21 protein-coding genes are annotated in these 19986 nt (G+C 61.2%); 11 read left to right on the top strand and 10 right to left on the bottom strand.

Features of this window, described 5'->3' with window-relative positions; genetic code table 11:
* Nucleotide 1: 1 nt before the first annotated feature.
* The 9 genes from HRQ64_RS08840 (at nucleotide 2) to dld (ending at nucleotide 8444) form a co-directional block, all read left to right on the top strand.
* A complete protein-coding gene (locus tag HRQ64_RS08840; protein ID WP_172123022.1) occupies nucleotides 2–778 on the top strand; it encodes a FadR/GntR family transcriptional regulator in 777 nt (258 codons plus the stop codon).
* Between the two features lie 230 nt (nucleotides 779–1008).
* Entirely contained in the window at nucleotides 1009–1989 is a 981-nt protein-coding gene (locus HRQ64_RS08835; protein WP_172123021.1) for a TRAP transporter substrate-binding protein, read from the top strand.
* Nucleotides 1990–2125: 136 nt separating this feature from the next.
* Nucleotides 2126–2653 (top strand): TRAP transporter small permease, encoded by a 528-nt coding sequence (locus tag HRQ64_RS08830; protein WP_172123020.1) that lies wholly within the window; start codon nucleotides 2126–2128, stop codon nucleotides 2651–2653.
* Nucleotides 2654–2658: 5 nt separating this feature from the next.
* Nucleotides 2659–3942, top strand: a complete 1284-nt coding sequence (locus tag HRQ64_RS08825) for a TRAP transporter large permease (protein ID WP_172123019.1) — start codon at nucleotides 2659–2661, stop codon at nucleotides 3940–3942.
* 3 nt (nucleotides 3943–3945) lie between these two features.
* Nucleotides 3946–4674, top strand: coding sequence for a FadR/GntR family transcriptional regulator (locus HRQ64_RS08820; protein ID WP_172123018.1), 729 nt, complete (start codon nucleotides 3946–3948; stop codon nucleotides 4672–4674).
* Between the two features lie 21 nt (nucleotides 4675–4695).
* Nucleotides 4696–5538: a 5-dehydro-4-deoxy-D-glucuronate isomerase gene (gene kduI / locus HRQ64_RS08815; protein WP_172123017.1), complete on the top strand. Its 843-nt coding sequence runs from the start codon at nucleotides 4696–4698 to the stop codon at nucleotides 5536–5538.
* Nucleotides 5535–6299 carry a 2-dehydro-3-deoxy-D-gluconate 5-dehydrogenase KduD gene (gene kduD / locus HRQ64_RS08810; RefSeq protein WP_172123016.1) on the top strand — a complete coding sequence of 255 codons (765 nt, stop codon included), beginning with the start codon at nucleotides 5535–5537 and terminating at the stop codon, nucleotides 6297–6299. Before kduI ends, kduD begins: the two co-directional genes overlap by 4 nt.
* Nucleotides 6300–6303: 4 nt before the next feature.
* A complete protein-coding gene (locus tag HRQ64_RS08805; RefSeq protein WP_248306945.1) occupies nucleotides 6304–6630 on the top strand; it encodes a cupin domain-containing protein in 327 nt (108 codons plus the stop codon).
* A 128-nt stretch (nucleotides 6631–6758) separates the two neighbouring features.
* A complete protein-coding gene (dld, locus tag HRQ64_RS08800; protein ID WP_172123015.1) occupies nucleotides 6759–8444 on the top strand; it encodes a D-lactate dehydrogenase in 1686 nt (561 codons plus the stop codon).
* Here dld and HRQ64_RS08795 read toward each other — a convergent pair whose 3' ends face one another.
* The 5 genes from HRQ64_RS08795 to HRQ64_RS08775 form a co-directional block, all read right to left on the bottom strand.
* Nucleotides 8445–9329, bottom strand: a complete 885-nt coding sequence (locus tag HRQ64_RS08795) for a DMT family transporter (RefSeq protein ID WP_210258623.1) — start codon at nucleotides 9327–9329, stop codon at nucleotides 8445–8447.
* Nucleotides 9330–9346: 17 nt separating this feature from the next.
* On the bottom strand, nucleotides 9347–10561 hold the full coding sequence (locus tag HRQ64_RS08790; protein ID WP_127752727.1) for a mandelate racemase/muconate lactonizing enzyme family protein: 1215 nt from the start codon (nucleotides 10559–10561) through the stop codon (nucleotides 9347–9349).
* A gap of 125 nt (nucleotides 10562–10686) precedes the next feature.
* Complete coding sequence (locus tag HRQ64_RS08785) at nucleotides 10687–11697, bottom strand: TRAP transporter substrate-binding protein (protein WP_172123014.1); 1011 nt, start codon at nucleotides 11695–11697, stop codon at nucleotides 10687–10689.
* Between the two features lie 57 nt (nucleotides 11698–11754).
* Nucleotides 11755–13032 (bottom strand): TRAP transporter large permease subunit, encoded by a 1278-nt coding sequence (locus tag HRQ64_RS08780; RefSeq protein ID WP_127752725.1) that lies wholly within the window; start codon nucleotides 13030–13032, stop codon nucleotides 11755–11757.
* Nucleotides 13029–13565, bottom strand: coding sequence for a TRAP transporter small permease (locus tag HRQ64_RS08775; protein WP_127752724.1), 537 nt, complete (start codon nucleotides 13563–13565; stop codon nucleotides 13029–13031). Before HRQ64_RS08775 ends, HRQ64_RS08780 begins: the two co-directional genes overlap by 4 nt.
* Before the next feature lie 199 nt (nucleotides 13566–13764).
* Here HRQ64_RS08775 and HRQ64_RS08770 point away from each other — a divergent pair, with 199 nt between their 5' ends.
* Nucleotides 13765–14799: a LacI family DNA-binding transcriptional regulator gene (locus tag HRQ64_RS08770; RefSeq protein ID WP_172123013.1), complete on the top strand. Its 1035-nt coding sequence runs from the start codon at nucleotides 13765–13767 to the stop codon at nucleotides 14797–14799.
* 74 nt (nucleotides 14800–14873) lie between these two features.
* Here HRQ64_RS08770 and HRQ64_RS08765 read toward each other — a convergent pair whose 3' ends face one another.
* Together HRQ64_RS08765 and HRQ64_RS08760 are read right to left on the bottom strand one after the other, a co-directional pair.
* Entirely contained in the window at nucleotides 14874–15083 is a 210-nt protein-coding gene (locus HRQ64_RS08765; protein ID WP_127752722.1) for a YMGG-like glycine zipper-containing protein, read from the bottom strand.
* 148 nt (nucleotides 15084–15231) lie between these two features.
* Nucleotides 15232–15423: a hypothetical protein gene (locus HRQ64_RS08760; RefSeq protein ID WP_172123012.1), complete on the bottom strand. Its 192-nt coding sequence runs from the start codon at nucleotides 15421–15423 to the stop codon at nucleotides 15232–15234.
* Nucleotides 15424–15615: 192 nt separating this feature from the next.
* Between HRQ64_RS08760 and HRQ64_RS08755 the strand changes: the two genes are divergently transcribed.
* Nucleotides 15616–16518: a S1C family serine protease gene (locus HRQ64_RS08755; RefSeq protein ID WP_172123011.1), complete on the top strand. Its 903-nt coding sequence runs from the start codon at nucleotides 15616–15618 to the stop codon at nucleotides 16516–16518.
* Nucleotides 16519–16559: 41 nt separating this feature from the next.
* On the opposite strand, the gene HRQ64_RS08750 is transcribed toward HRQ64_RS08755, so the two are convergent.
* From HRQ64_RS08750 to HRQ64_RS08740, 3 genes are all read right to left on the bottom strand, one after another.
* The gene (locus HRQ64_RS08750) at nucleotides 16560–17480 is read right to left on the bottom strand and encodes an MYG1 family protein (protein ID WP_172123010.1); all 921 of its coding nucleotides are present in this window, start codon (nucleotides 17478–17480) and stop codon (nucleotides 16560–16562) included.
* 613 nt (nucleotides 17481–18093) lie between these two features.
* Nucleotides 18094–18411 carry a septal ring lytic transglycosylase RlpA family protein gene (locus tag HRQ64_RS08745; RefSeq protein ID WP_248305264.1) on the bottom strand — a complete coding sequence of 106 codons (318 nt, stop codon included), beginning with the start codon at nucleotides 18409–18411 and terminating at the stop codon, nucleotides 18094–18096.
* A 628-nt stretch (nucleotides 18412–19039) separates the two neighbouring features.
* Nucleotides 19040–19954: an SMP-30/gluconolactonase/LRE family protein gene (locus HRQ64_RS08740; protein ID WP_172123009.1), complete on the bottom strand. Its 915-nt coding sequence runs from the start codon at nucleotides 19952–19954 to the stop codon at nucleotides 19040–19042.
* Between the last annotated feature and the right edge of the window lie 32 nt (nucleotides 19955–19986).

The raw sequence follows: 19986 nt of genomic DNA, 5'->3' as shown, positions 1-19986 counted from the left end.
GATGATCGAACCTGGCAGCCTTATCCGCTCGCTTTCCGGGCGGCCCGCTGCACGGAACTTCCATAGCTTCGTGATCAATGAAATCGGGCAAGCCATTGTGGGCGGAAGCTTTCCCGTCGGCTCCACGCTGGCCAGCGACGCGGAGATGATGGAGAGCTATGGCGTGTCGCGCACCGTGTTGCGCGAAGCGCTCAAGACGCTTGAGGCCAAGGGGCTGGTGGAAGCGCGGCCCAAGATCGGCACAAGAGTGTCGCCGCAAAGCCGTTGGAATTATTTCGACCCGCAGGTGTTGTCTTGGCACTTTTATGCCGCTCTGCCCCGTCCGTTCATCGAGGGTCTCTTTGAGGTGCGCGCGCCGCTGGAGGCGCAGGCAGCGGAACGGATGGCGCAGCGACGGACCGCCGAGCAGGTGCGCCTGATGAAATACTGGCTGCACCAGATGAGCACGGCCGACAGCAGCGCCGAACAGTTTGGCCTCGCCTGTCTCGAAATCCACCGCGTGCTGGCGGATGGATCGGGTAATCCCCTCCTTCGCTCGGTGCTGGGCGTGGTGGAACTCACCCTGGCGCTCGCGGTCTCAAAGGGCGGAGCCAATGTGCTGCCGCAATACGCCACCTGCGCGATCGGTCTCCATGATGAGCTGATCCACGCCATCGAAGCGGGCGACCGGGCTAAGGCGCGAGCGGCAATGGAAGCCAGCATTGCGCTTGATCTGGCCGAGGTGCTGCGCAGCGCCAAAAATGGCGCCGGCGGAGTCACTCGGCCGAGTATGCTTTAGCTTGGACGCGCCTATACTTACCCTTCTGCCCCCTCAACAATAGCTCCGCAGACGCTTACGGAATTCATCATACAATTTTTGGTATTTGTATGTTGACTGGATTTGAGCCGTTTTCTACCAATCATGCAGTTCCCAAAGCGCAATAGCGCTGCCGGTGCTGGCCAGAATGCAGCCAGCAGGGGTGCCGATGCCTAGAGCAAAGCGCACGGACATGCATATGGGAGGATACCATGTTTCATCTGCCTAAATTGGCAGCGACGGCGCTCGTCGCTACGACCCTGATGCTTTCGACCGCCAGCGCGCAAACCGTGCTGCGCTCGTCCGACACGCATCCCGACGGCTACCCAACGGTGGAAGCAGTCAAGCATTTCGGCGAATTGCTGAGCCAGAAAACCGATGGCCGCTACAGCGTCGAAGTTTTCCATTCCGCCCAGCTGGGCGAGGAAAAGGACACGATCGAGCAGACGCAGTTCGGCGTCATCGATATGAATCGCATATCGATTGGTGCCTTTGGCACGCAGGTGCCGGAAGCCACGGTCACGCAGCTGCCCTATATCTTCCGCTCGGCCGATCACTTCCATGCGGTGCTGGATGGCCCGATCGGGGAAGAAATCCTGGCCGCCTTTGACAAGGTGGATGTGGTGGCGCTTGCGTTCTACGATGGTGGCGCGCGCTCGTTCTACAACAGCCAGAAGCCCATCACCTCCCCGGCTGACATCTCGGGCATGAAGATGCGCGTCATGCAGTCCGATATCTTCGTCGATATGGTCGCCGCCTTTGGTGGCAATGCCACGCCCATGCCCTATGGCGAAGTTTATTCGGGTATCCAGACCGGGGTGATCGATGGCGCGGAAAACAACTATCCCAGCTACGACACGGCCGGCCATGCGGAAGTGGCGAAATACTATTCGCTGGACGAGCACCTGATGGTGCCCGAAGTGCTGGTGATCTCCAAGGTGGTCTGGGATGGCCTGACGCCAGAAGACCAGGCGCTGTTCCGCGAAGCCGCCAAGGAGTCCGTTGCCAAGCAGCGCGAGCTCTGGGCCGCCAAGGAAGTGGAATCCAAGGCTGCCGTGGAAGCACTCGGTGCCGAGATCAACGAAGTCGACAAGGCTCCCTTTATCGAAGCGATGAAGCCGGTCTACGACAAATATGTCACCGACCCGGCGCTGCAGGATCTGGTTGCCCGCATCCAGGCCACCGAAGGCTAACCGGAAAAAACGGAGGCCGGCGCTCGGGCGCCGGCCAATTCCACCGCGCTCCGCCGCATGGCGCTGACGGGGGCGCGTGACGACTTGCGGGCCACCACGGGTGGCTCGGCAGGCTCACCCATGAGGTCCAACTGCAATGCGAACCTGGCTCTTGCCCACCAGCCGCCGGCTGGGACAGCTCTCGACCGTCATTTTATGGCTGGCCGGCATTGGCCTTGTGGCGATGACGGCGATCGTTGCCTACCAGGTGTTCATGCGCTTCGTGATCAACGCCTCCCCCGCCTGGACGGAGAGCGGCTCGATCATGCTGATGACCTGGTTCATCTTCCTGGGCGCAGCCGTGGGGGTGCGCGAGAACTTCCATATGGGCTTTGACGTGCTGCTTTACGTGCTGCCGCCCAGTGCCAAGCCATGGTTGCGCGCGATCAGTGATCTGTGCGTGTTTGCCTTTGCCCTTGGCATGGTTTTTTACGGCGGCGAGCTCGCAATCCGCTACTGGGCGACACGGATTCCGGTGCTCGGCCTCCCTACCTCATTCACCTACTTCCCCATCGTGATCTCCGGCGCCTTGATGTGCCTGTTTGCGGCCGAGCGCCTGCTGCTGCGCATGGCCGGCGAGCCCATCGATGATGTTGCCGCCGATCCCACGATCACCGAGGCCTGAACGCAATGGAATACTGGATTCTTTTTGGCGTCTTCACCGTCCTGATGGTGATCGGCACGCCTATCGCGTTTTGCCTGGGCATCGCGAGCTTTGCCACCATTGTGTATCTAGGCCGTCCGCCGATCGTGGTGTTCCAGCAGCTCAATTCAGGCGTGTCCGCGTTCAGCCTGCTCGCCATTCCGTTCTTCATCTTTGCCGGCGATCTGATGATGCGGGGTGGGATTGCTTCGCGCATCATCTCTTTTGCCGGCTCGCTGATCGGGCATGTGCGGGGCGGCCTCGGGCAAGTCAATATCGCCGCCTCAACACTGTTTGGCGGCATTTCGGGCTCAGCCGTAGCGGAAGCTGCGGCGGTTGGTGGCATCATGATCCCGCAGATGAAGGCGCGCGGCTATGGCGCTGATTATGCGGTCAATGTGACCTCCATGGCGGCGCTGATCGCGCTGCTGCTGCCGCCCAGCCACAACATGATCATCTATTCGCTCTCGGGCGGTGGCAATATCTCGATTGCCGATCTATTCACCGCCGGCATAATTCCGGGCTTGCTGTTGGCGGTCGTGCTGGCGATCACCGCTTATTTCGTTGCCGTCAAGCGCGGTTACCCCACCGAGCCTTTTCCGGGCTTTCGGCGCGCCGGCTACTTCTTCCTTGTTTCCATCCCTGGCTTGATGCTCATCGTCATCATCTTTGGCGGGGTGCGCTCCGGGATATTCACCGCGACAGAAAGCTCCTGCATCGCGGTGATCTATGCGCTGCTCGTGACCCTCATCATTTACCGCTCGCTCAACTGGAGCGAGTTCGTCCACGCCGTGTTGGGGGCGGTGCGGACCACGGCAATGGTGTTGTTTATCATCGGAGCGGCGGCGAGCTTTGCCTGGCTAATGGCCTATCTGAAGGTCGCGCTCATTCTGACCGAAGGCATGGCGACGATCTCCTCGGACCCCCTGCTGGTCCTGCTGATGATCAATGTGGCCCTGCTGCTGCTGGGCACCTTCATGGATATGGGACCACTGATCATCATCACGACGCCGATCTTCTTGCCGATGGTGAAGGCATTTGGCGTGGACCCCGTGCATTTCGGGGTGATCATGATCCTCAATCTCGGGATCGGGCTCAATACGCCACCGCTCGGGCCGGTGCAGTTCGTGGCGGCTGCGGTGGGCAAGATCAGCGTGATGGAGGCGATGAAGAGTATCTGGCCGTTCTACCTTGCCGGGATCGTGGTATTGGGCCTGGTCACCTATATCCCTGCCCTGTCGCTGTGGCTGCCGGCGTTGTTCAGGGGATAGGCGATGAGCGCGACCGAAAGCTCCCCTGCCCTGCGAAGACCAAAGCTTGCTGACCTCGTGACCGGAACGCTGCGCCGGCGGATCGCGGCGGGCGAATATGATGCGAGCGGCAAACTGCCTACTGAGGGGCAGATGACGACGATCTTCGGCGTCAGCCGCACGGTGGTGCGCGAGGCAATCGCAGCTCTTGCAGCCGACGGGCTGGTGCAGGCGCGCCAGGGCGCCGGGGTGTTCGTTGTGCCCAGTCCGGCCAGCCCCTTCAACGCCCTGGGGGCGGAAAGCGCCAACAAGATTTCCGTCGCCATCAACGTGCTTGAAGTGCGCATGGGCATCGAGATCGAAGCCGCGGGTCTGGCAGCGGTGCGGCGCAGCGCCAGCCAGGAAGCTGCCATTCAGGAGGCCTGGAACGAGTTTGGCCGTTTGCTCAAGCTGGGAATTCCCACGGGCAAGACCGACTTCGCTTTCCATCGCGCGATTGCCGCGGCAACCAACAACCCATTCTACACCGAGGTGCTCGAAGCGCTGGGTAGCCGAACCATTCCATGCGATGTGGCCTCGCCCTGGAGCACCGAAACTGTTCTAAGCCGTGAGTATCAGGCGGGGCTACAGCGAGAACACCGCGCTATCATGGAGGCGATCTCGGCACAGGACGCGGCCGCCGCACGTGAGGCCATGCGCCAGCATCTTTCCCGCAGCCAGGAGCGCTATCGCGCCCGCCTGCGCACCGTCTAACCCGCTTACCGAGGACCAGTTATGACCACTGAACATGAAATTCGCTTCGCCATCGACCCGGTCAGCGCGGCCACCATGAACACCGAGGAATTGCGGGAGCATTTCCTGATCGAGAGCCTGTTTACGCCGGGCGGAGTAAACTGGACCTATACCCATTATGATCGCATGGCCGTGGGTGGCGCCATGCCGGCAGGCTCGCCGCTCACGCTTGAATCCATTGCGCCTACTGGCACGGCGGCTTTTCTGGATCGGCGCGAACTGATTGCCGTTAATGTTGGCGGGCCCGGCAGCATCGAGGTGGATGGCACCAGGCACGAACTCGCGCCGCGCGACATGCTTTATATCGGCATGGGCAGCCAAGCGGTCAGCTTCGCTTCGGCCGGCGAGAGCGAGCCGGCCAAGTTCTACCTGCTGAGCGCACCGGCACATGCCGGGTACCCGACCAAGCTCATCCGGCAGAGCGACGCCAAGCGGCTCGACCTCGGCAGCCAGGAAACGGCCAACGAGCGCTCGATCTTCCAGTTCGTCAACGCCGATAGCGTGCAGACCTGCCAGTTGGTGGTCGGGCTGACGAGCTTTGCCCCGGGTTCGGTGTGGAACACCATGCCGGCCCATGTGCATGACCGGCGCATGGAAGCTTATCTCTACTTCGATCTCAAGCCCGATGCGCTGGTGGTGCATCTAATGGGCGAGCCCGAAGAAACCCGGCACCTGATCGTGCGCAACGAGCAGGCGGTGATTTCCCCGCCCTGGTCGATCCATGCAGGCGCAGGCACGGGGTCCTACACCTTTATTTGGGCGATGGCCGGCGACAATGTCGATTATACCGATGTCGAGAAGGTCGGCATGGATCAACTGCTGTGACGGACCTTTCGGCATTCAGCCTTCAAGGCAAAACGGTGGTGGTGACCGGCGCCAATACGGGGATCGGCCAAGGCATCGCAGTATCGGTTGGACGGGCCGGCGCGCGCGTGATCGGGGTTGGCCGATCCAGCATGAATGAAACTGCGGGGTTGCTGGCGGAACTGGCGGCCCCGTTCGTGCCAGTGCAGGCAGACCTGAGTTCAACCAGCGCCGCCCAAGCCATGTTCGATGCCGTCTGGGACCAACATGGCCCGGTGGATGGGCTGGTCAACAATGCCGGCATCATCAGGCGGGCCGATGCGGTTGACCTCACGGAAGCCGATTGGGACGATGTGATGGACACCAATCTCAAGAGCATGTTCTTTCTCTGCCAGGCTTTAGGGCGAAAGGCGCTGGCGGCGAACCGCCCGGCGCGCATCGTCAACATCGCGTCCATGCTCAGCTTCCAAGGTGGCGTGCGGGTGGCGAGCTATACGGCGTCCAAGAGCGGCGTGCTCGGCATCACCCGGCTGCTGGCCAATGAATGGGCTGCGCGGGGCATCAACGTCAATGCCATTGCCCCCGGCTATATCCAGACCAACAATACCGCCGCCCTGCGGGCCGATCCGGAACGTTCGGCTGCGATCCTCGGGCGGATTCCAGCGGGGCGCTGGGGTGCCCCTGCCGATATTGGCGATGCGGCAGTGTTCTTGCTGTCAAACGCTGCAAACTACATGCATGGCGCTGTCATCCCCGTGGATGGCGGCTGGCTCGCGAGGTAATGAAATGAAGCTCTTTGCACAGGCCGAAGAAACCCCTTGGACCGAGCTGGGCCCCGGCAATAAACGACGGGTGCTGATCCACTCCGACGAACTGATGCAGGTCGAGTTCGCCTTCGAAGCCGGTGCGATCGGCGCCTTGCACAGCCATCCCCATATCCAGGTGAGCTATGTGGCGGAGGGCTCGTTCGAAGTCACCATCGACGGGGTAACCCAAACCGTCGGCCAAGGGGGCAGCTTCATCGTGCCGTCAGGGCTGGTCCATGGCGTCAAGGCGCTTGAGCGGGGCCGCCTCGTGGATGTGTTCACGCCACATCGTGCCGATTTCCTCTAAGCAGTTCTGCGCCCCTGCGGTCTGCCGATGAAAAGCGCTGATTATTGAACGTCTCGGTCACCTCGGAGGCGTGAAAACTAGTTTGCGCTGTGCTAAGCGGCAACGGTCTGAAATTTCGGAGCTGCAGCATGGAACGGCTGATCGACACTTTCGAAGCGATTGTGGGACCGGGACATGTGCATGTAGGCGAGCGAGCCACCCGCCGCTTCCGCAAGGGCTATCGTTACGGCGATGGAGAAATCCTGGCTGCGGTGCGGCCGGCGACGCTGCTCGAGCAATGGCGGGTGCTCGAGGCCTGCGTTGCGGCCGATGTGATCGTCATCTTCCAGGCGGCCAATACGGGCCTGACCGGCGGGTCAACGCCGGCAGGGAACGATTATGACCGACCCATCGTCATCATCAACACGATGCGGATCGACCGGATCGACCTGATCGAGGACGGGCGCCAGGTGATCGCCCTGCCCGGCGCCACCCTAGACAAGCTGGAAAAAGCGCTCCGCCCCATAGGCCGCGAGCCGCATTCCGTTATTGGCTCGAGCTGCATCGGGGCGTCGGTCACGGGCGGGGTGTGCAACAATTCGGGTGGCTCGCTGATCCGGCGTGGGCCGGCCTATACGCAGTTTGCCCTTTATGCGCAGGTCGATGCCGAAGGACGATTGCAGCTGGTCAACCATCTGGGCGTGGCGCTGGGCGATGATCCGGAGACGGTGCTGTCGCGGCTGGACCGCAAGGATTATCGGGACAGCGACATCACTCATGCGAGTAATCAGTGGGCCTCGGACAAGCAATATTGTGAGCATGTGCGCGATATCGATGCCCCAACTCCGGCGCGGTTCAACGCCGATCCGCGGCGGCATTATGAGGCTTCGGGCTCGGCCGGCCGCATCGGCGTGTTTGCGGTACGGCTCGACACCTTCGAGGCGGACAAGGATGTGACCGTGTTCTATATCGGCGCTAATGACCCCAATACGTTGGGGGAGATCCGGCGCGATATCCTCGCCAGATTCGAGAACCTGCCGATTGCCGGGGAATATATCCACCGGGAGGCCTATGAGACCGCGCAGGTCTACGGCAAGGATTTGTTCCTGTTCATCCGCGCCTTTGGCACCGACAATGTGCCCAAGGCCTATGCGGCCAAGAGCTGGTTCGATGGCCTGACCGAGCAGTTGCGGCTCGGCTCCACCATTGGCGATCATGTGCTGAATGCCCTGGCGCGGCTATGGCCGGAGCACCTACCCAAGCGCATGAACGAGTATCGCGACCGCTATACCCATCACCTGCTGCTCAAGATGGGCGGGGATGGCGTGGCCGAAGCACGCGAGTATCTGGCGGCGCGCCTCCCAAGTGGGGATGCGGACTTTTTCGAATGCACCAAGGAGGAAGGGGAAGCTGCGTTCCTGCATCGCTTCGTGGTGGGTGGTTCAGTGGTACGCTATCGCGCCACGCACAAAAAGACGGTCGAGAATATCGTGGCGCTCGATGTCGCCCTGCCCCGCAATGCGGTTGATTGGTTCGAAACCCTGCCGGCCAGCATCACCGAGCGGATCGAGCGCACGATCTATTGCGGGCATTTCTTCTGCCACGTGCTGCACCAAGAATATTTGGCCAAGAAGGATGTGGATTGCCACGCGCTCGAAGAAGAGATGCTGGCGATCCTCGACACGCGCGGCGCGCAGTATCCGGCCGAGCACAATGTGGGGCACCTCTACAAGGCGCAGCCGGCGCTTGAAGAGTTTTACCGGAGCCTAGATCCGACCAACAGCTTCAACCCCGGCATCGGCAAGACCTCGCGCAAGAAGATGTGGGCGACCTGATCAACCCGGTTCCGGCTGGGCCGCGCCGAGTTCGGTCTTGGCGCGGTGTTCGCGCAGATAGATGATGAAGCTGGAAGCCAGGATGATGGCCGCTCCGAGCAGCGTCAGCGGGCGTGGCAGGTCGCCAAAGAACAGATAGCCCAGGATAATGGCCCAGGGCAGCAGCGTGTACTGCAGGGGCGCGATGGTTGCCGCATCGGCCAGCTTGACCGCACGATTGACCCCGATATGGGCTACCATGGCCACAACGCCGAGCGCGCCGAGCAGCAGGAGGTCGGGCGCGGTTGGCGTGGTCCAGCTGAAGGGGGTCAGCACCAGGCCGGCCACCAGTGCGCCCGCGAGTTGGAACAGCACCAGCGTAGTATCGGGCGTGCCGCGCAGGGTGCGGCCGGTGATCATCATCAGGGCAAAGGCCAGCGTGCCGACCAAGGCAGCGCCCAGCGCGATGAAATTGATCTCACCGGAGGGGGTGAGCGCAACGAGCACGCCGACAAAGCCCAGGGCGATGGCGGCCCAGCGCACTGGCCCGACCTTTTCCTTGAGCAGGATTGGCGAAAGGGCTGCGACATAGATGGGCGCGGCCAGCCAATAGGTCATCACGTCGGCGAGCGGCAGGTAATACACCGCCCAGTAAAAGCAGAACACTTCTGCGGTAGAGAACACGACGCGCATGAACTGCAGCCAGGGGCGCTCAGCCGAAAGGATCGGGCGCAGTCCCGCTTTCCACAGGAAGGGTAAGAGGATCAGCAGCGCCACGGCGGAGCGCAGCAGCAGGACCTGACCGACCGAATAGGTCGAGACCAGCCACTTGCCCATCGCATCATTGAGCGAGAACAGGAACATCGCCAGCAGCATGACGAGCACCCCCATTCGAGCGGGGGACATGGCTGGCTTAGATGTGGTCACGTCACTTCTCCGTCGGCGCCTGAGCGGCGGTGGATGGCATCGGGGCGGGTAAACAACTCAGGCAGAAGCTCAAGCCCCAAGCCGGGCGCGTCGGTGACCGAAATCTCGCCTTTGCTGACGAGGGGCAACGCGGTCACAAGTTCGGTGTACCAGCCGGTGTAAAAGGCTCGCACGGACTCCTGGATCAGGGTGTTTCGCGCATGGAGCGAAAAATGGCAGGAGGCCATGAACACGACGGGACCCGTGCAATCATGGGGCGCCACGGGGATGTGGTGGGCTTCGGCGAGGGCAGCGATTTTTCGGGCTTCGGAGAGGCCACCGCACCAGGACAAATCGAGCATGGCAACGCCCGCGACACCGGTCGCGAGATAGTCGCGGAAGGCATGGGGATAGGCCAGCGTTTCAGAGGCACAGATCATCGCATCGGAATGGGGCGCATAGGCCTTGAGCGTCTCGAGGCTATCCATGCGAACAGGATCTTCGTGCCAGAAGGTGTCGTAGGGCTTGAGCGCGCGGGCGATGCGCTGGGCGGCCGGCAGTTTCCACAGTGAGTGGAACTCCACCATGATATCCATCTTGTCGCCTACCGCCCGGCGTATGCGCTCAAAGGGCGCCAGAGCGATCGTGAGCTCCTCGGCAGAGATATCCAGGCCATTGGTACGCTCGGCCGCCAAGTCGAAGGGCCAGATCTTCATGCCGGTGATGCCCTGCTCGAGCAGGGAGTGGGCTAGATCGTCGGCGCGGTTGAGGAATGCGTCCAAGTCTTCGTATGGACCGGGGGCGGCTTCGCCCATGCCCCAATTGGCAACACTTTGCGCGCGCGCATCGCGGATGTAACGGTAGCCGGCGCAGGTGTTGTAGGTGCGGATCTTGTCGCGCGACTTGCCACCCAGGGCCACCGAGATCGGCACCCCAAGCACTTTGCCGAAGATGTCCCAAAGCGCGATATCCACCGCGGAATTTCCGCGTGTTTCCACACCGGCCCCGCGCCAGCCAAGATAACCGATCAGGTCCCGATTAATGGCTTCGATCTGCAGCGGGTCACGGCCGATCAGTTTTGGCGCAACTGTCTCGTGGATATAGGCTTCAACGGCTGCGGCGCCCATGAAGGTTTCGCCCAGACCGCTCACGCCCTCGTCGGTGCGCAGAATAATCCAGACAATGTTGGCAAATTCGGCAAGCCGAAGCGTTTCGACGCCGGTGATCTTCATCTAGGCAATCCGGGAGCGGTTGTCCGCGCCGTGCTGAGTAACGAGCAGCGGATTGGGTAGGCCATAAAGGTCAAACAAGAGGCGGGACCGTAGCACTGGTCCCGCTCCGTTCTGCGCTCGCGGGTTTAGCCGCGGATTTCAGTCAGAGCAGCGTTGACCCGCTCAACCACCTCGGCACCGATGGTGGCGGCGCTGCGCTCGTAGACGCCCTGCACGGCTTCGCGGATCTTGGCCATGTTCTCTGGCGAGATGTCGTTGACCTCAAGGCCCGCATCCTTGATGCGCTGGAGCGACTGCTCGGAAAGCGTGCGGCTGGCCTTGCGCTGCACGTCGCGGCCAACCACGGAGCATTCCTGCAGGATCTGCTGCTCTTCGGCCGAGTAGGTGTCAAAGATCGGCTTCGAGAACAGGACCATGAACGGCGTATAGGCGTGGCGGGTGTTGGAGACGTAATCCTGCACTTCAAAGAAGCGCGAGGTGTCGATCGTCACATAGGGGTTTTCCTGCGCATCGATGGCGCCGGTTTCGAGGGCCGTGAACACTTCGCCGAATGCCATTGGCGTGGCGTTGGTGCCCAGCGTCTGGAAGGTATCGAGGAAGATGTTGTTCTGCATCACGCGAACGCGCATGCCCTTGAAGTCCTCAAGGCTTTCCACCGGACGCAGCGAGTTGGAAAGATTGCGGAAGCCGTTCTCCCAATAGGACAAGTTGACCAAGTTGTGCTTGGGCATCATGTCGGCGATGTACTGGCCGAACTCGCCATCCAGTAGCGCATCAGCTTCCTGTTCGCTCGAGATCAGGAAGGGCAGATCAAACACGCCCAGTGCCGGCTCGATGGCGACAAGTGGCGAGCTTGAGGAGATCACCATTTCCAGCGTGCCTGAACGAAGGGACTGGGCGGACTGCAGATCGTCGCCCAGCGCCGAGCTCCAGAAGGCGTTGACGGTCCAGGCGCCGTCGGTGCGTTCGGCGATGCACTGGGTCATCGCGTCGACGCCGTCGCCCACCGGATGATCGGCGGCAATGCCGTTGGCGATGCGGATAGTGCGCTGGGATACTTCGGCGCTGGCCGGGACGGTCAGGGCCGCGATCAGGGTTGCCGATACGCTTGCGGCAAGAAGTGCCTTGAGTGTCATGTGGTTGTCCTCCTCTTTTGGACGTCGTTCTTTAGTCGTCAGGTCCTCGCGGCGGGGCTAGCGCAGCCAGCGCAACGGCGTGAGGACAAGTTCTGGAAACAGTACCAGCAGCAGCAGCACAAAACAGTGCGCCAGCAGGAACGGCATCACGCCGGTGATAACCTTGCCAAGGGGCACGCGCGCTACGCCGCTCACCACATTGAGCACGACACCAACGGGCGGCGTCAGCAGGCCGATGCAGTTGTTCATGATGAACAGGACGCCGAAGTAGACCGGGTCGATACCGGCCTGACGCACGATGGGCATCAGGACCGGGGTAAGAATGAGAATGGTGGGGGTGAGATCGAGCGCCGTACCGACGACGAAGACCAGCACCATGATGAGCAGCATCAGGAGCAGTTGGTTGCCCATCACCGGCTCAAGAATACGGGTGATCTCGCCCGGGATATTGGCGCTGGTGATGAGCCAGGCGGACACCAACGCACCAGCGACGAGGAACAGGACAACCGATGTGGTCTTGGCGGCGCGCAGGAACACCCAATAAAGATCGACAAGCTTGAGTTCGCGATAGATGAACAGGCCGACGAACATGGCGTATACGGCGGCGATCACACCAGCCTCGGTTGGCGTGAAGATGCCGAAGCGAATGCCGCCCAGAATGATCACGGGCATCATCAGCGCCCAGCCAGCACGCAAGGTGGCACGGCCGCGGGCACCCCAATCCTGCTTGGGCAGGACCTCGACGCCATCCCGACGCGACACGATGGACCAAGCAACTAGCAGCGCCACCGCCATCAGCAGGCCCGGCACGATGCCGGCCAGGAACAGCTGAGTGATCGACACATTGGCGGCCACGCCAAAAACGATGAAGGCGATGGAAGGTGGGATCACTGGGGCGATAATGCCCCCGGCTGCGATCAAGCCAGCAGAACGAGGCACGTTGTAGCCGGCCTTGCTCATCATGGGGATCAGGATGGCGGCCAGCGCTGCCGTGTCGGCGGCCGCAGAACCCGACAGCGAGGCCATGATCAGGGCTGCGAAGATGGCGACAAAGCCGAGGCCGCCACGGAGATGCCCAACAAAGGAGATGGCGAAATCGATGATGCGCTTGGACAGGCCACCCGCATTCATCAACTCACCGGCGAGGATGAAGAACGGAATGGCCAGCAGAATGAAGCTGTTGGTGCCATCGACCATGTTCTGAGCGACGATCTGCGGATTGAAGATGCCCATATAGGTCATGAGCACGATGCCGCAGAACATCAGCGCAAAGGCGATCGGTGCGCCGATGGCCATGGCGCCCAGCAGTGACGAGAGGAATACGAACAGCGTCATTCGCCGCGCTCCAGCAAGCTGTCGATACTCTCGTAGTCACCCACGAACTGGGCGATCTCGCCTTCGGTCACCCGGCCGGTGAAAATTCGGAACAGCCGCCAGATCGCGATCACACCAATGCCGGCCGCGGTAAAGAAGGTGACACCGAACACATAGGCTAGGGGCATGCCAGCGACTGGCGAACGCATGGAGGCGTTGATCGGCGCCTGCATCCAGGTGCCCCAGAACAGAACCACCACGCAAAACAGGATGAGGATGTTGGTCAGCGCCATGCAGATGATGCGGCCACGGCGACCGAACCGCCGGACCAGCGTTTCGACACCCAGATGACCATTCTCACTGAAGGCCAACACGGCCCCAATAAAGGTGAGCCAGACAAAGAAGAACCGGCTCATTTCCTCGGAAATGACCAGGCCGGAATTAAAGCCGTAGCGAAGCACGACATTGAGAAAGATCATGGCCGCCATGCCTGCAAGCAGCAGCACAAGGGATACCTCGATGATCCTGCCGATGCCCGAAGTGAGCCGCCTCATGGCAAGCATGCCCCGAGCGTGGCGAACGGAGTCGCATTGGTCACGATGATCTTCTCCCCACGGCCTGCCGCACATTGCGGCCTGCCGCTCTCCCCTCACGACTGCCCTGGACAGCCGTCAATATAGACAACGGCTTAAATGACAGCGTATGTCATTGTCAACGGCTCACCTGCTGCGGGCGGGTGCATTTGGAGGGGCGATGGGGGAAAATGGCAGAAGTTACAGAGCGGTAACGCTTAAGGATGTTGCGGCCGCTGCTGGTGTAAGCGTTATCACCGCATCTCGCGCTTTGCGCACGCCTGACATAGTGTCCGGGCTTGCTTTGGCGAGGGTAAAAGAGGCCGTTGCGAGTCTCGGCTATACACCTAACCAGGCAGCCCGCGCGCTCGCATCCGCGACCACCTCGACCATCGGGGTGATCATCCCATCCCTGACCAACCAGGTCTTTGCGGAGGTGCTTCGGGGTATTTTCGACGCGGCGGAAGGCACAGCTTACCAAGTGCAGCTGGGCAATTCGCGTTATACGAACCGCAAGGAAGAAGAGCTTCTGCGCTTGTTTGGTGCACAACGTCCCGCGGGGCTCGTGGTCGCGGGAATCGATCAAAGCGAGTTGGCGCGTGCCATGCTCGACAGCTTCGGCTGTCCGGTGGTGCAGATCATGGACATCGGCGCCAGCCCGATCGACATGATGATCGGGTTTGACCACCGGGAAGGCGGGCGCGCCGCGGCGCGGCACCTGCTGGAGAAAGGTTATCGGCGTATCGGTTTCATTGGAGCCCGTATGGACCCGCGCGCGCAACGGCGGCTAGAGGGATATCGGGACGTTTTGCAAGCTGTCGATCTGTTTGACGAAAGGCTGATCTATACCAGCCCGCACCCATCTTCGGTCACCCGAGGCGCGGAGATGCTCGCCGATTTTCTGGAACTGGTGCCGGATGCAGATGCCGTATTCTGCAACAATGATGACATGGCCCTGGGCGCCCTTTTCGAGTGCCAGCGGCGACATATCCGGGTACCGAGCCAGTTCGGCATTATGGGCTATAACGACCTGGAATATGCTGCAGCTAGCGCGCCGAGCGTGTCATCGATCCGCACGCCGCGCTACGAAATGGGGCGCCAGGCGATCGGAATGATCATTGCCGCCGCCAATGGCGAGCGCCCTGTGCCCGCGGTGGTGAACCTTGGTTTCGAGCTCAAGGCGAGAGACAGTACGGATCGTCAGATCCGCGACTGACGCCAACCCATCGCCCATGAAAAAGGGGCCCGAGCGAACTCAAGCCCCAGACATTCTCGAGACGTATTGGTCGCCTATCGGGAGTTCCGGCCAATGACGGCGCCCGTCGCGCCACCGGCGACGCCACCGACAACGGCGCCGGGCGTGCCAGCGACCGCGCCGCCGACAACTGCGCCAGCGCCAGCGCCAATCGCAGCGCCAGCGACAGTACGCTCAGTGGTGGTGCACGCAGTAAGGGACATGGCCCCAACAAGGACCAAGGCAATAGGTGCAATCTTCTTCATGTTTTCCTCCGGAGGTAAGATGGAGAGTGAACCACTAAAATCCTATGTGGTTCCAACCGAGATTGCCGCAACTTAGATCAAAGCCGCAAGGATTGTCGTTGAGCGAGTGGGACTTATCTCCCTGGATTGCCGAAATGGGCTCCTGGCGTCAGCCGGTTGTAGTGTAGGTGGCTAGCAACCAGGCCTTCAGCTCGGACTTATCCAAAATGGAAGCGGGCAACTGGTTGGGCAAGGCAAAGCCGTGCCGGCGCAGCGTCGCGCTCAGCGCGAGAGCGCGGTTTTGCGGGTTGACGACCTGCATTGTTCGTTCTGCGATCTCTGCCGCGAGGGTCTTGGACATGCGTTTTGTCAATGTTTCACTCCGAAGCTGACAGGCGCCAGTGAACGTAAAGCACGAGGCCAGCTTCTGTATGGCACTTCACTCTCGCGGGTTGAACCGGCAGAGCATGTTAACGGGCTGGAGACGAGCCTTGCGGCTGTGCGATATCATCCTATCTGGAACAAGTGCATGGCTCGCCGTGGGGAGATAGAAATGACCAACAAGTTCCGAACCTCCATTGTGTCCCTCAGGGCGATGGTGCCCGAAACGGCATTCACCGCCTCGACCCTGGGTACGATCCGCGAAGGCAGCGGCGTCGTCATCAACACCACGGGCCTGGTCCTGACCATCGGATATCTCATCACCGAGGCTGAGGAAGTATGGCTGACCACGCATGACGGGCGGGTTGTCTACGCCCATGTGCTCGGCATCGACCAGCAAACCGGATTTGGCCTCGTCCAGGCTTTGGGAGAACTGGATCTCCCGGCCCTTAACCTTGGCAGTTCCGGTGCCACCAAGTTGGGCGATATCGGCACTATAATCGATGGGGAAGGCAGTGAGGTGCTGACCGAGATTGTCGCCAAGCAGGAATTCGCCGGCTACTGGGAATATCTGCTTGATGAGGCGATCTTTACCGCCCCATTCCACCCTTCCTGGGGCGGGGCTGCGCTGGTGGATCCGCAGGGTCAGCTGATCGGACTGGGTTCGCTGCGCCTGCAGATGCTGCAACTCGGGCGCACCACGGACATCAATATGTTCGTGCCGATCGATTTGTTGAAGGACATCCTTGATGACCTCGTCAACCTCGGGCGGTCGCGGAACGAGCCTCGCCCGTGGCTAGGCGTGTTCACGGCCGAGCAGAACAACGAGGTGATCGTGATGAGCGTCGCCGAGCACGGCCCCGCTGCAGACGCGGGGCTCAAGAGCGGGGACATCATCAGTGAGCTCGACGGCCATGCTATCAATGGCCTGAGTGATTTTTACCGCAAGCTTTGGACCACGTCCCCGGTGGGCTCCGAGTTCGCCTTACGCCTGGTCCGAGACGGGAGAGACAATTGGGTCCGGGTAAAAACCGCGGACCGCAACAGCTTCCTGCAAAAGCCGCAACTGCAGTAACGAACAACGCCCCTGCCCGGAGGTATCGGAGCGGAGTGGGATCAGGAGGTAATTTCTCGAACAGCCAAGTCGGCCATGGCCAGGATGGCGTCGCGAGACTTTGCCGCCGCGATGAACCGCCCATTGTGGCAGAAGCTCGCGCCCTCGACGCCGCAGACGGCCTCGAGATCGCCATTGGTCAGGCCAGCCCATGCGGCGGGAAGATCCGCTCGGAGCTTGAATTCGCCTTGCACGACGGGAATGCCGCCCAGGCACCAATCCTTGTCGCGGGGATGGACCACAAAGAGCAGGTGGTCGGCACCTGATTTCGCGATCGCTGATCGGTATGGCATGCCTTGGGGAAGCTCTAGGATCCGTCCTGAGCCGGCTGTTTCGATGGCCTGCAAAACCACTTGCTCCGCGCGCAATTTGGCAGCCCTGCGAGCGACATTGCCCTCAACAAACCGGCTGACAATGGCGAGAGCTTCGGCAAAGGCTCTGTCTTCGCTGGCTGGATCGGCCTGATCAAAGGGGGGCTTGAGACTATCCAGCAAAGCCGGCAGGGTCAGTTCGGCCAGGGCCCCCGCGACGCTGGCGCTGAGCGCGCCATTGTCCATCAGGTCGACCGGGAGAACGAATTCCCTGTCAAAGGAGGCGTGCACCTCATCCAAATTGGCGTCGACGATCCCTGAGGCACGGAGATAATCGCGTCCGTAGTGCTTCCAGACCAAGCCAAAGGAGCTGAACGGCTCGCCGCTGTCCCGAACCGGCGCACCGCGCTGATGGTGATCGAAGATCTGTGCTGCGGCATCATAGGCGCCGCCAACATCGTAGATGATGCGGTCTTGGGCGGGAGTAATCCACTGTGCAGTGCGGGAGCGGACCAGTTGCGCATCGGGGAAGAGCCGGGTCAGAACCACGCTGGACAGGAGTTCGTCGGCGTGAAAGCCACCGGAGTGAGTAACGAGAAAGTTCGGCTGCAAAACGGGAACGCGCCTTTCTTGGGCAAAGCGATACCGCGCCTAGCATCTGGCTCGCCGATAAACCAGTGGCGCATGGCAACAAAGTGTCGGAGGCGCCAAGCTCTACCCCGAATGGCGGATGATCAGAAGCGCAGGATTCAGCGAACAGCAGCCGATCGCTGGACCGGCCGCTCGGGGCGAATTGTGCAGTCTTCTGGGTCAACGCTGGCTTGGCTATCGGCTGGCGAAGTAGGGGTTTTCCGGGAAATCGCCTACCAAGCAGCGCGAGAAGCCGCGGGTGCCGGGCCGATAATCGAGCCGCACGCATGCCGCACGGCGGTCAGCTTCCGGAAACGCGGCGACATAGCCGCGGCCGGGCCGCAGCGCCGCGACGGAATCCACATTTCCCCTGGCGGGTGGCGGTTCGACGAGCCGAACCACTGGCTGCGGCTGAACAATAACCGCAGTTGGTGGTGATAAGACCACGACGCGCTCTCGAGACGCAGAACAGCCTGCCAGTGCCACAGCGGCTGCGAAGACTACAAGGACTTTACGCATGATGATCACCTCTGCTTGAAGAACACCCGTCTTATTGGTTTGTTCCCGAGCGCATTGAGGTGCAATTTCTGCTTATTTATGCGAGTATTTCTACAGTGACCGACGCGGTCCCGGAGCCGATCATGCCGATGGCCTGGGCAGCGCCTTTGGAGAGGTCGATGATCCGGCTGCCGACGTAAGGTCCACGATCATTGATCCGCACGATGACGGACTTGCCGTTCTTCTTGTTGGTCACACGAACCTTGGTGCCGAACTTGAGGGATTTGTGAGCCGCAGTGAGCTGGTGCATATTGTACTTCTCACCATTAGCCGTGGTGCGCCCGTGAAAGCCGGGGCCATACCAGGAAGCCACACCTGACAAAGTGCTGTCCTTGGCGAAGGCTTGTGGAGCCATTGGAACTGCGGCGAGGGTGAGGGAAAGCGCAACGGCGGCGGCTTTGAAAATCTTCTGCATTAAGGGAACGATATCTCGCTGTTGACGTTGAGGTCAGCATTAAAGGGATCGTTGCGGCCTCAATTGGCGGACAGAGCGGCTGGATTAGGGTGATTCTGGGACCCTGCCGCATTGCGTCCTTATTGTAGGGCGTTGCTGCCCAACATGCGTCCAAACCGGGATCGTCAACCCTGCGACAGGTGTGCCTGGTCGACGCAGGTCGCGGTATAGCTTGACATTGAGGACGCTCGCCAGGCGCCCCTGTAACCTGTGCTCGCACGTACCAGCGGAGATGTTGGACCTGGTGGGAACAGGGATTTAGCACTTCAATGCCGCGGGAAAGCCCGCACTACAGGGCTCGGGAGATCGGGAGCGGAGCACGCAGCAAAGAACACGAAACTACCCTTGATGCACCCTCTCTATCTCGTGACCGGGGAGCGTCTTGCGGGTCGGCCAGCCGCAACTATCTAAGGGTCAAGCCGGTGCGCGATCCCCTCCTCGCGGCCGCCGGCGAAAAGAAGGCCCTGGCGCTGTTATAGCTGCCGGGGCCTTTGTTTTTGTGCAGTCACCTGACCCTGAGTGGTCGGGCTCAGAAGGTCTTAGCGCCGTTAACAAACAGGCGCACGGAATACAGTGTCGTTGTGGCGCAGATAAAGAGCCGGTCCCGCTTGGGTCCGCCAAAGCAGACATTGGCGACCACTTCGGGAATGCGCACCTTGCCGATCAGCGTGCCGTCGGGATCATAAACGTGCACGCCATCCGCAGCCGAGGTCCAGATGCGGCCATCGGTATCGAGGCGGAAACCGTCGAACAGCCCGGCCGTGCAATCCGCAAAGACCCGACCGCCTGAGAGCGTGCCATTCTCGCCGACTTCGAACACGCGCATATGGGCCGGGTTCTGCGGGCCATGGGTGCGGCCGGTGTCGACGACGTAAAGCAGCTTTTCATCGGGCGAGAACGCCAGGCCGTTTGGCTTGACGAAGTCATCACAGACAATGGTGAGTGCGCCGGAAGCGGGATCGATCCGGTAGACATTGGACGCGCCGATCTCGCTTTCGGCCTTGTTGCCCTCGTAGTCAGAATCGATGCCATAGGTCGGGTCGGTGAACCAGATCGAGCCGTCTGACTTGACCACCACGTCATTGGGGCTGTTCAGCCGCTTGCCGTTGTAGTTGTCGGCAAGGACCGTGATGGAGCCGTCATGCTCGGTGCGGGTGACGCGGCGGGTGCCATGTTCGCAGGTAACAAGGCGACCCTGGCGGTCAACGGTGTTGCCGTTGCTGTTGTTGGCGGGCTGGCGGAAGACGCTGACGGCGTCACTGGCCTCATCATAACGCAGCATGCGGTTGTTGGGCGCGTCGGACCAGACGAGGTAGCGCCCGGCCGGGAAGTAGGCGGGACCCTCGGCCCAATGGCAGCCTTGGTAAAGCTTATGGACATTGGCCGTGGTGCACGGCAGGCGCGCAAAGCGTTCGTCCAGAATCTCATAATCCGATGCAGCCAAAATACCCTCCTCCGAGATTGCTTCTTGGGCTC

The sequence above is a fragment of the Devosia sp. 919 genome (assembly GCF_013185965.1).
Classification (GTDB): domain Bacteria; phylum Pseudomonadota; class Alphaproteobacteria; order Rhizobiales; family Devosiaceae; genus Devosia.
This window is presented reverse-complemented; position numbering and strand designations above follow the sequence as displayed.

What these genes read in the sequence shown, in the direction of transcription:
- HRQ64_RS08840 (WP_172123022.1), top strand. Translation starts at nt 2, where the DNA reads ATGATCGAACCTGGCAGCCTTATCCGCTCGCTTTCCGGGCGGCCCGCT.
- HRQ64_RS08835 (WP_172123021.1), top strand. Translation starts at nt 1,009, where the DNA reads ATGTTTCATCTGCCTAAATTGGCAGCGACGGCGCTCGTCGCTACGACC.
- HRQ64_RS08830 (WP_172123020.1), top strand. Translation starts at nt 2,126, where the DNA reads ATGCGAACCTGGCTCTTGCCCACCAGCCGCCGGCTGGGACAGCTCTCG.
- HRQ64_RS08825 (WP_172123019.1), top strand. Translation starts at nt 2,659, where the DNA reads ATGGAATACTGGATTCTTTTTGGCGTCTTCACCGTCCTGATGGTGATC.
- HRQ64_RS08820 (WP_172123018.1), top strand. Translation starts at nt 3,946, where the DNA reads ATGAGCGCGACCGAAAGCTCCCCTGCCCTGCGAAGACCAAAGCTTGCT.
- kduI (WP_172123017.1), top strand. Translation starts at nt 4,696, where the DNA reads ATGACCACTGAACATGAAATTCGCTTCGCCATCGACCCGGTCAGCGCG.
- HRQ64_RS08805 (WP_248306945.1), top strand. Translation starts at nt 6,304, where the DNA reads ATGAAGCTCTTTGCACAGGCCGAAGAAACCCCTTGGACCGAGCTGGGC.
- dld (WP_172123015.1), top strand. Translation starts at nt 6,759, where the DNA reads ATGGAACGGCTGATCGACACTTTCGAAGCGATTGTGGGACCGGGACAT.
- HRQ64_RS08795 (WP_210258623.1), bottom strand. Translation starts at nt 9,329, where the DNA reads ATGTCCCCCGCTCGAATGGGGGTGCTCGTCATGCTGCTGGCGATGTTC.
- HRQ64_RS08790 (WP_127752727.1), bottom strand. Translation starts at nt 10,561, where the DNA reads ATGAAGATCACCGGCGTCGAAACGCTTCGGCTTGCCGAATTTGCCAAC.
- HRQ64_RS08785 (WP_172123014.1), bottom strand. Translation starts at nt 11,697, where the DNA reads ATGACACTCAAGGCACTTCTTGCCGCAAGCGTATCGGCAACCCTGATC.
- HRQ64_RS08780 (WP_127752725.1), bottom strand. Translation starts at nt 13,032, where the DNA reads ATGACGCTGTTCGTATTCCTCTCGTCACTGCTGGGCGCCATGGCCATC.
- HRQ64_RS08775 (WP_127752724.1), bottom strand. Translation starts at nt 13,565, where the DNA reads ATGAGGCGGCTCACTTCGGGCATCGGCAGGATCATCGAGGTATCCCTT.
- HRQ64_RS08770 (WP_172123013.1), top strand. Translation starts at nt 13,765, where the DNA reads ATGGGGGAAAATGGCAGAAGTTACAGAGCGGTAACGCTTAAGGATGTT.
- HRQ64_RS08765 (WP_127752722.1), bottom strand. Translation starts at nt 15,083, where the DNA reads ATGAAGAAGATTGCACCTATTGCCTTGGTCCTTGTTGGGGCCATGTCC.
- HRQ64_RS08760 (WP_172123012.1), bottom strand. Translation starts at nt 15,423, where the DNA reads ATGTCCAAGACCCTCGCGGCAGAGATCGCAGAACGAACAATGCAGGTC.
- HRQ64_RS08755 (WP_172123011.1), top strand. Translation starts at nt 15,616, where the DNA reads ATGACCAACAAGTTCCGAACCTCCATTGTGTCCCTCAGGGCGATGGTG.
- HRQ64_RS08745 (WP_248305264.1), bottom strand. Translation starts at nt 18,411, where the DNA reads ATGGCTCCACAAGCCTTCGCCAAGGACAGCACTTTGTCAGGTGTGGCT.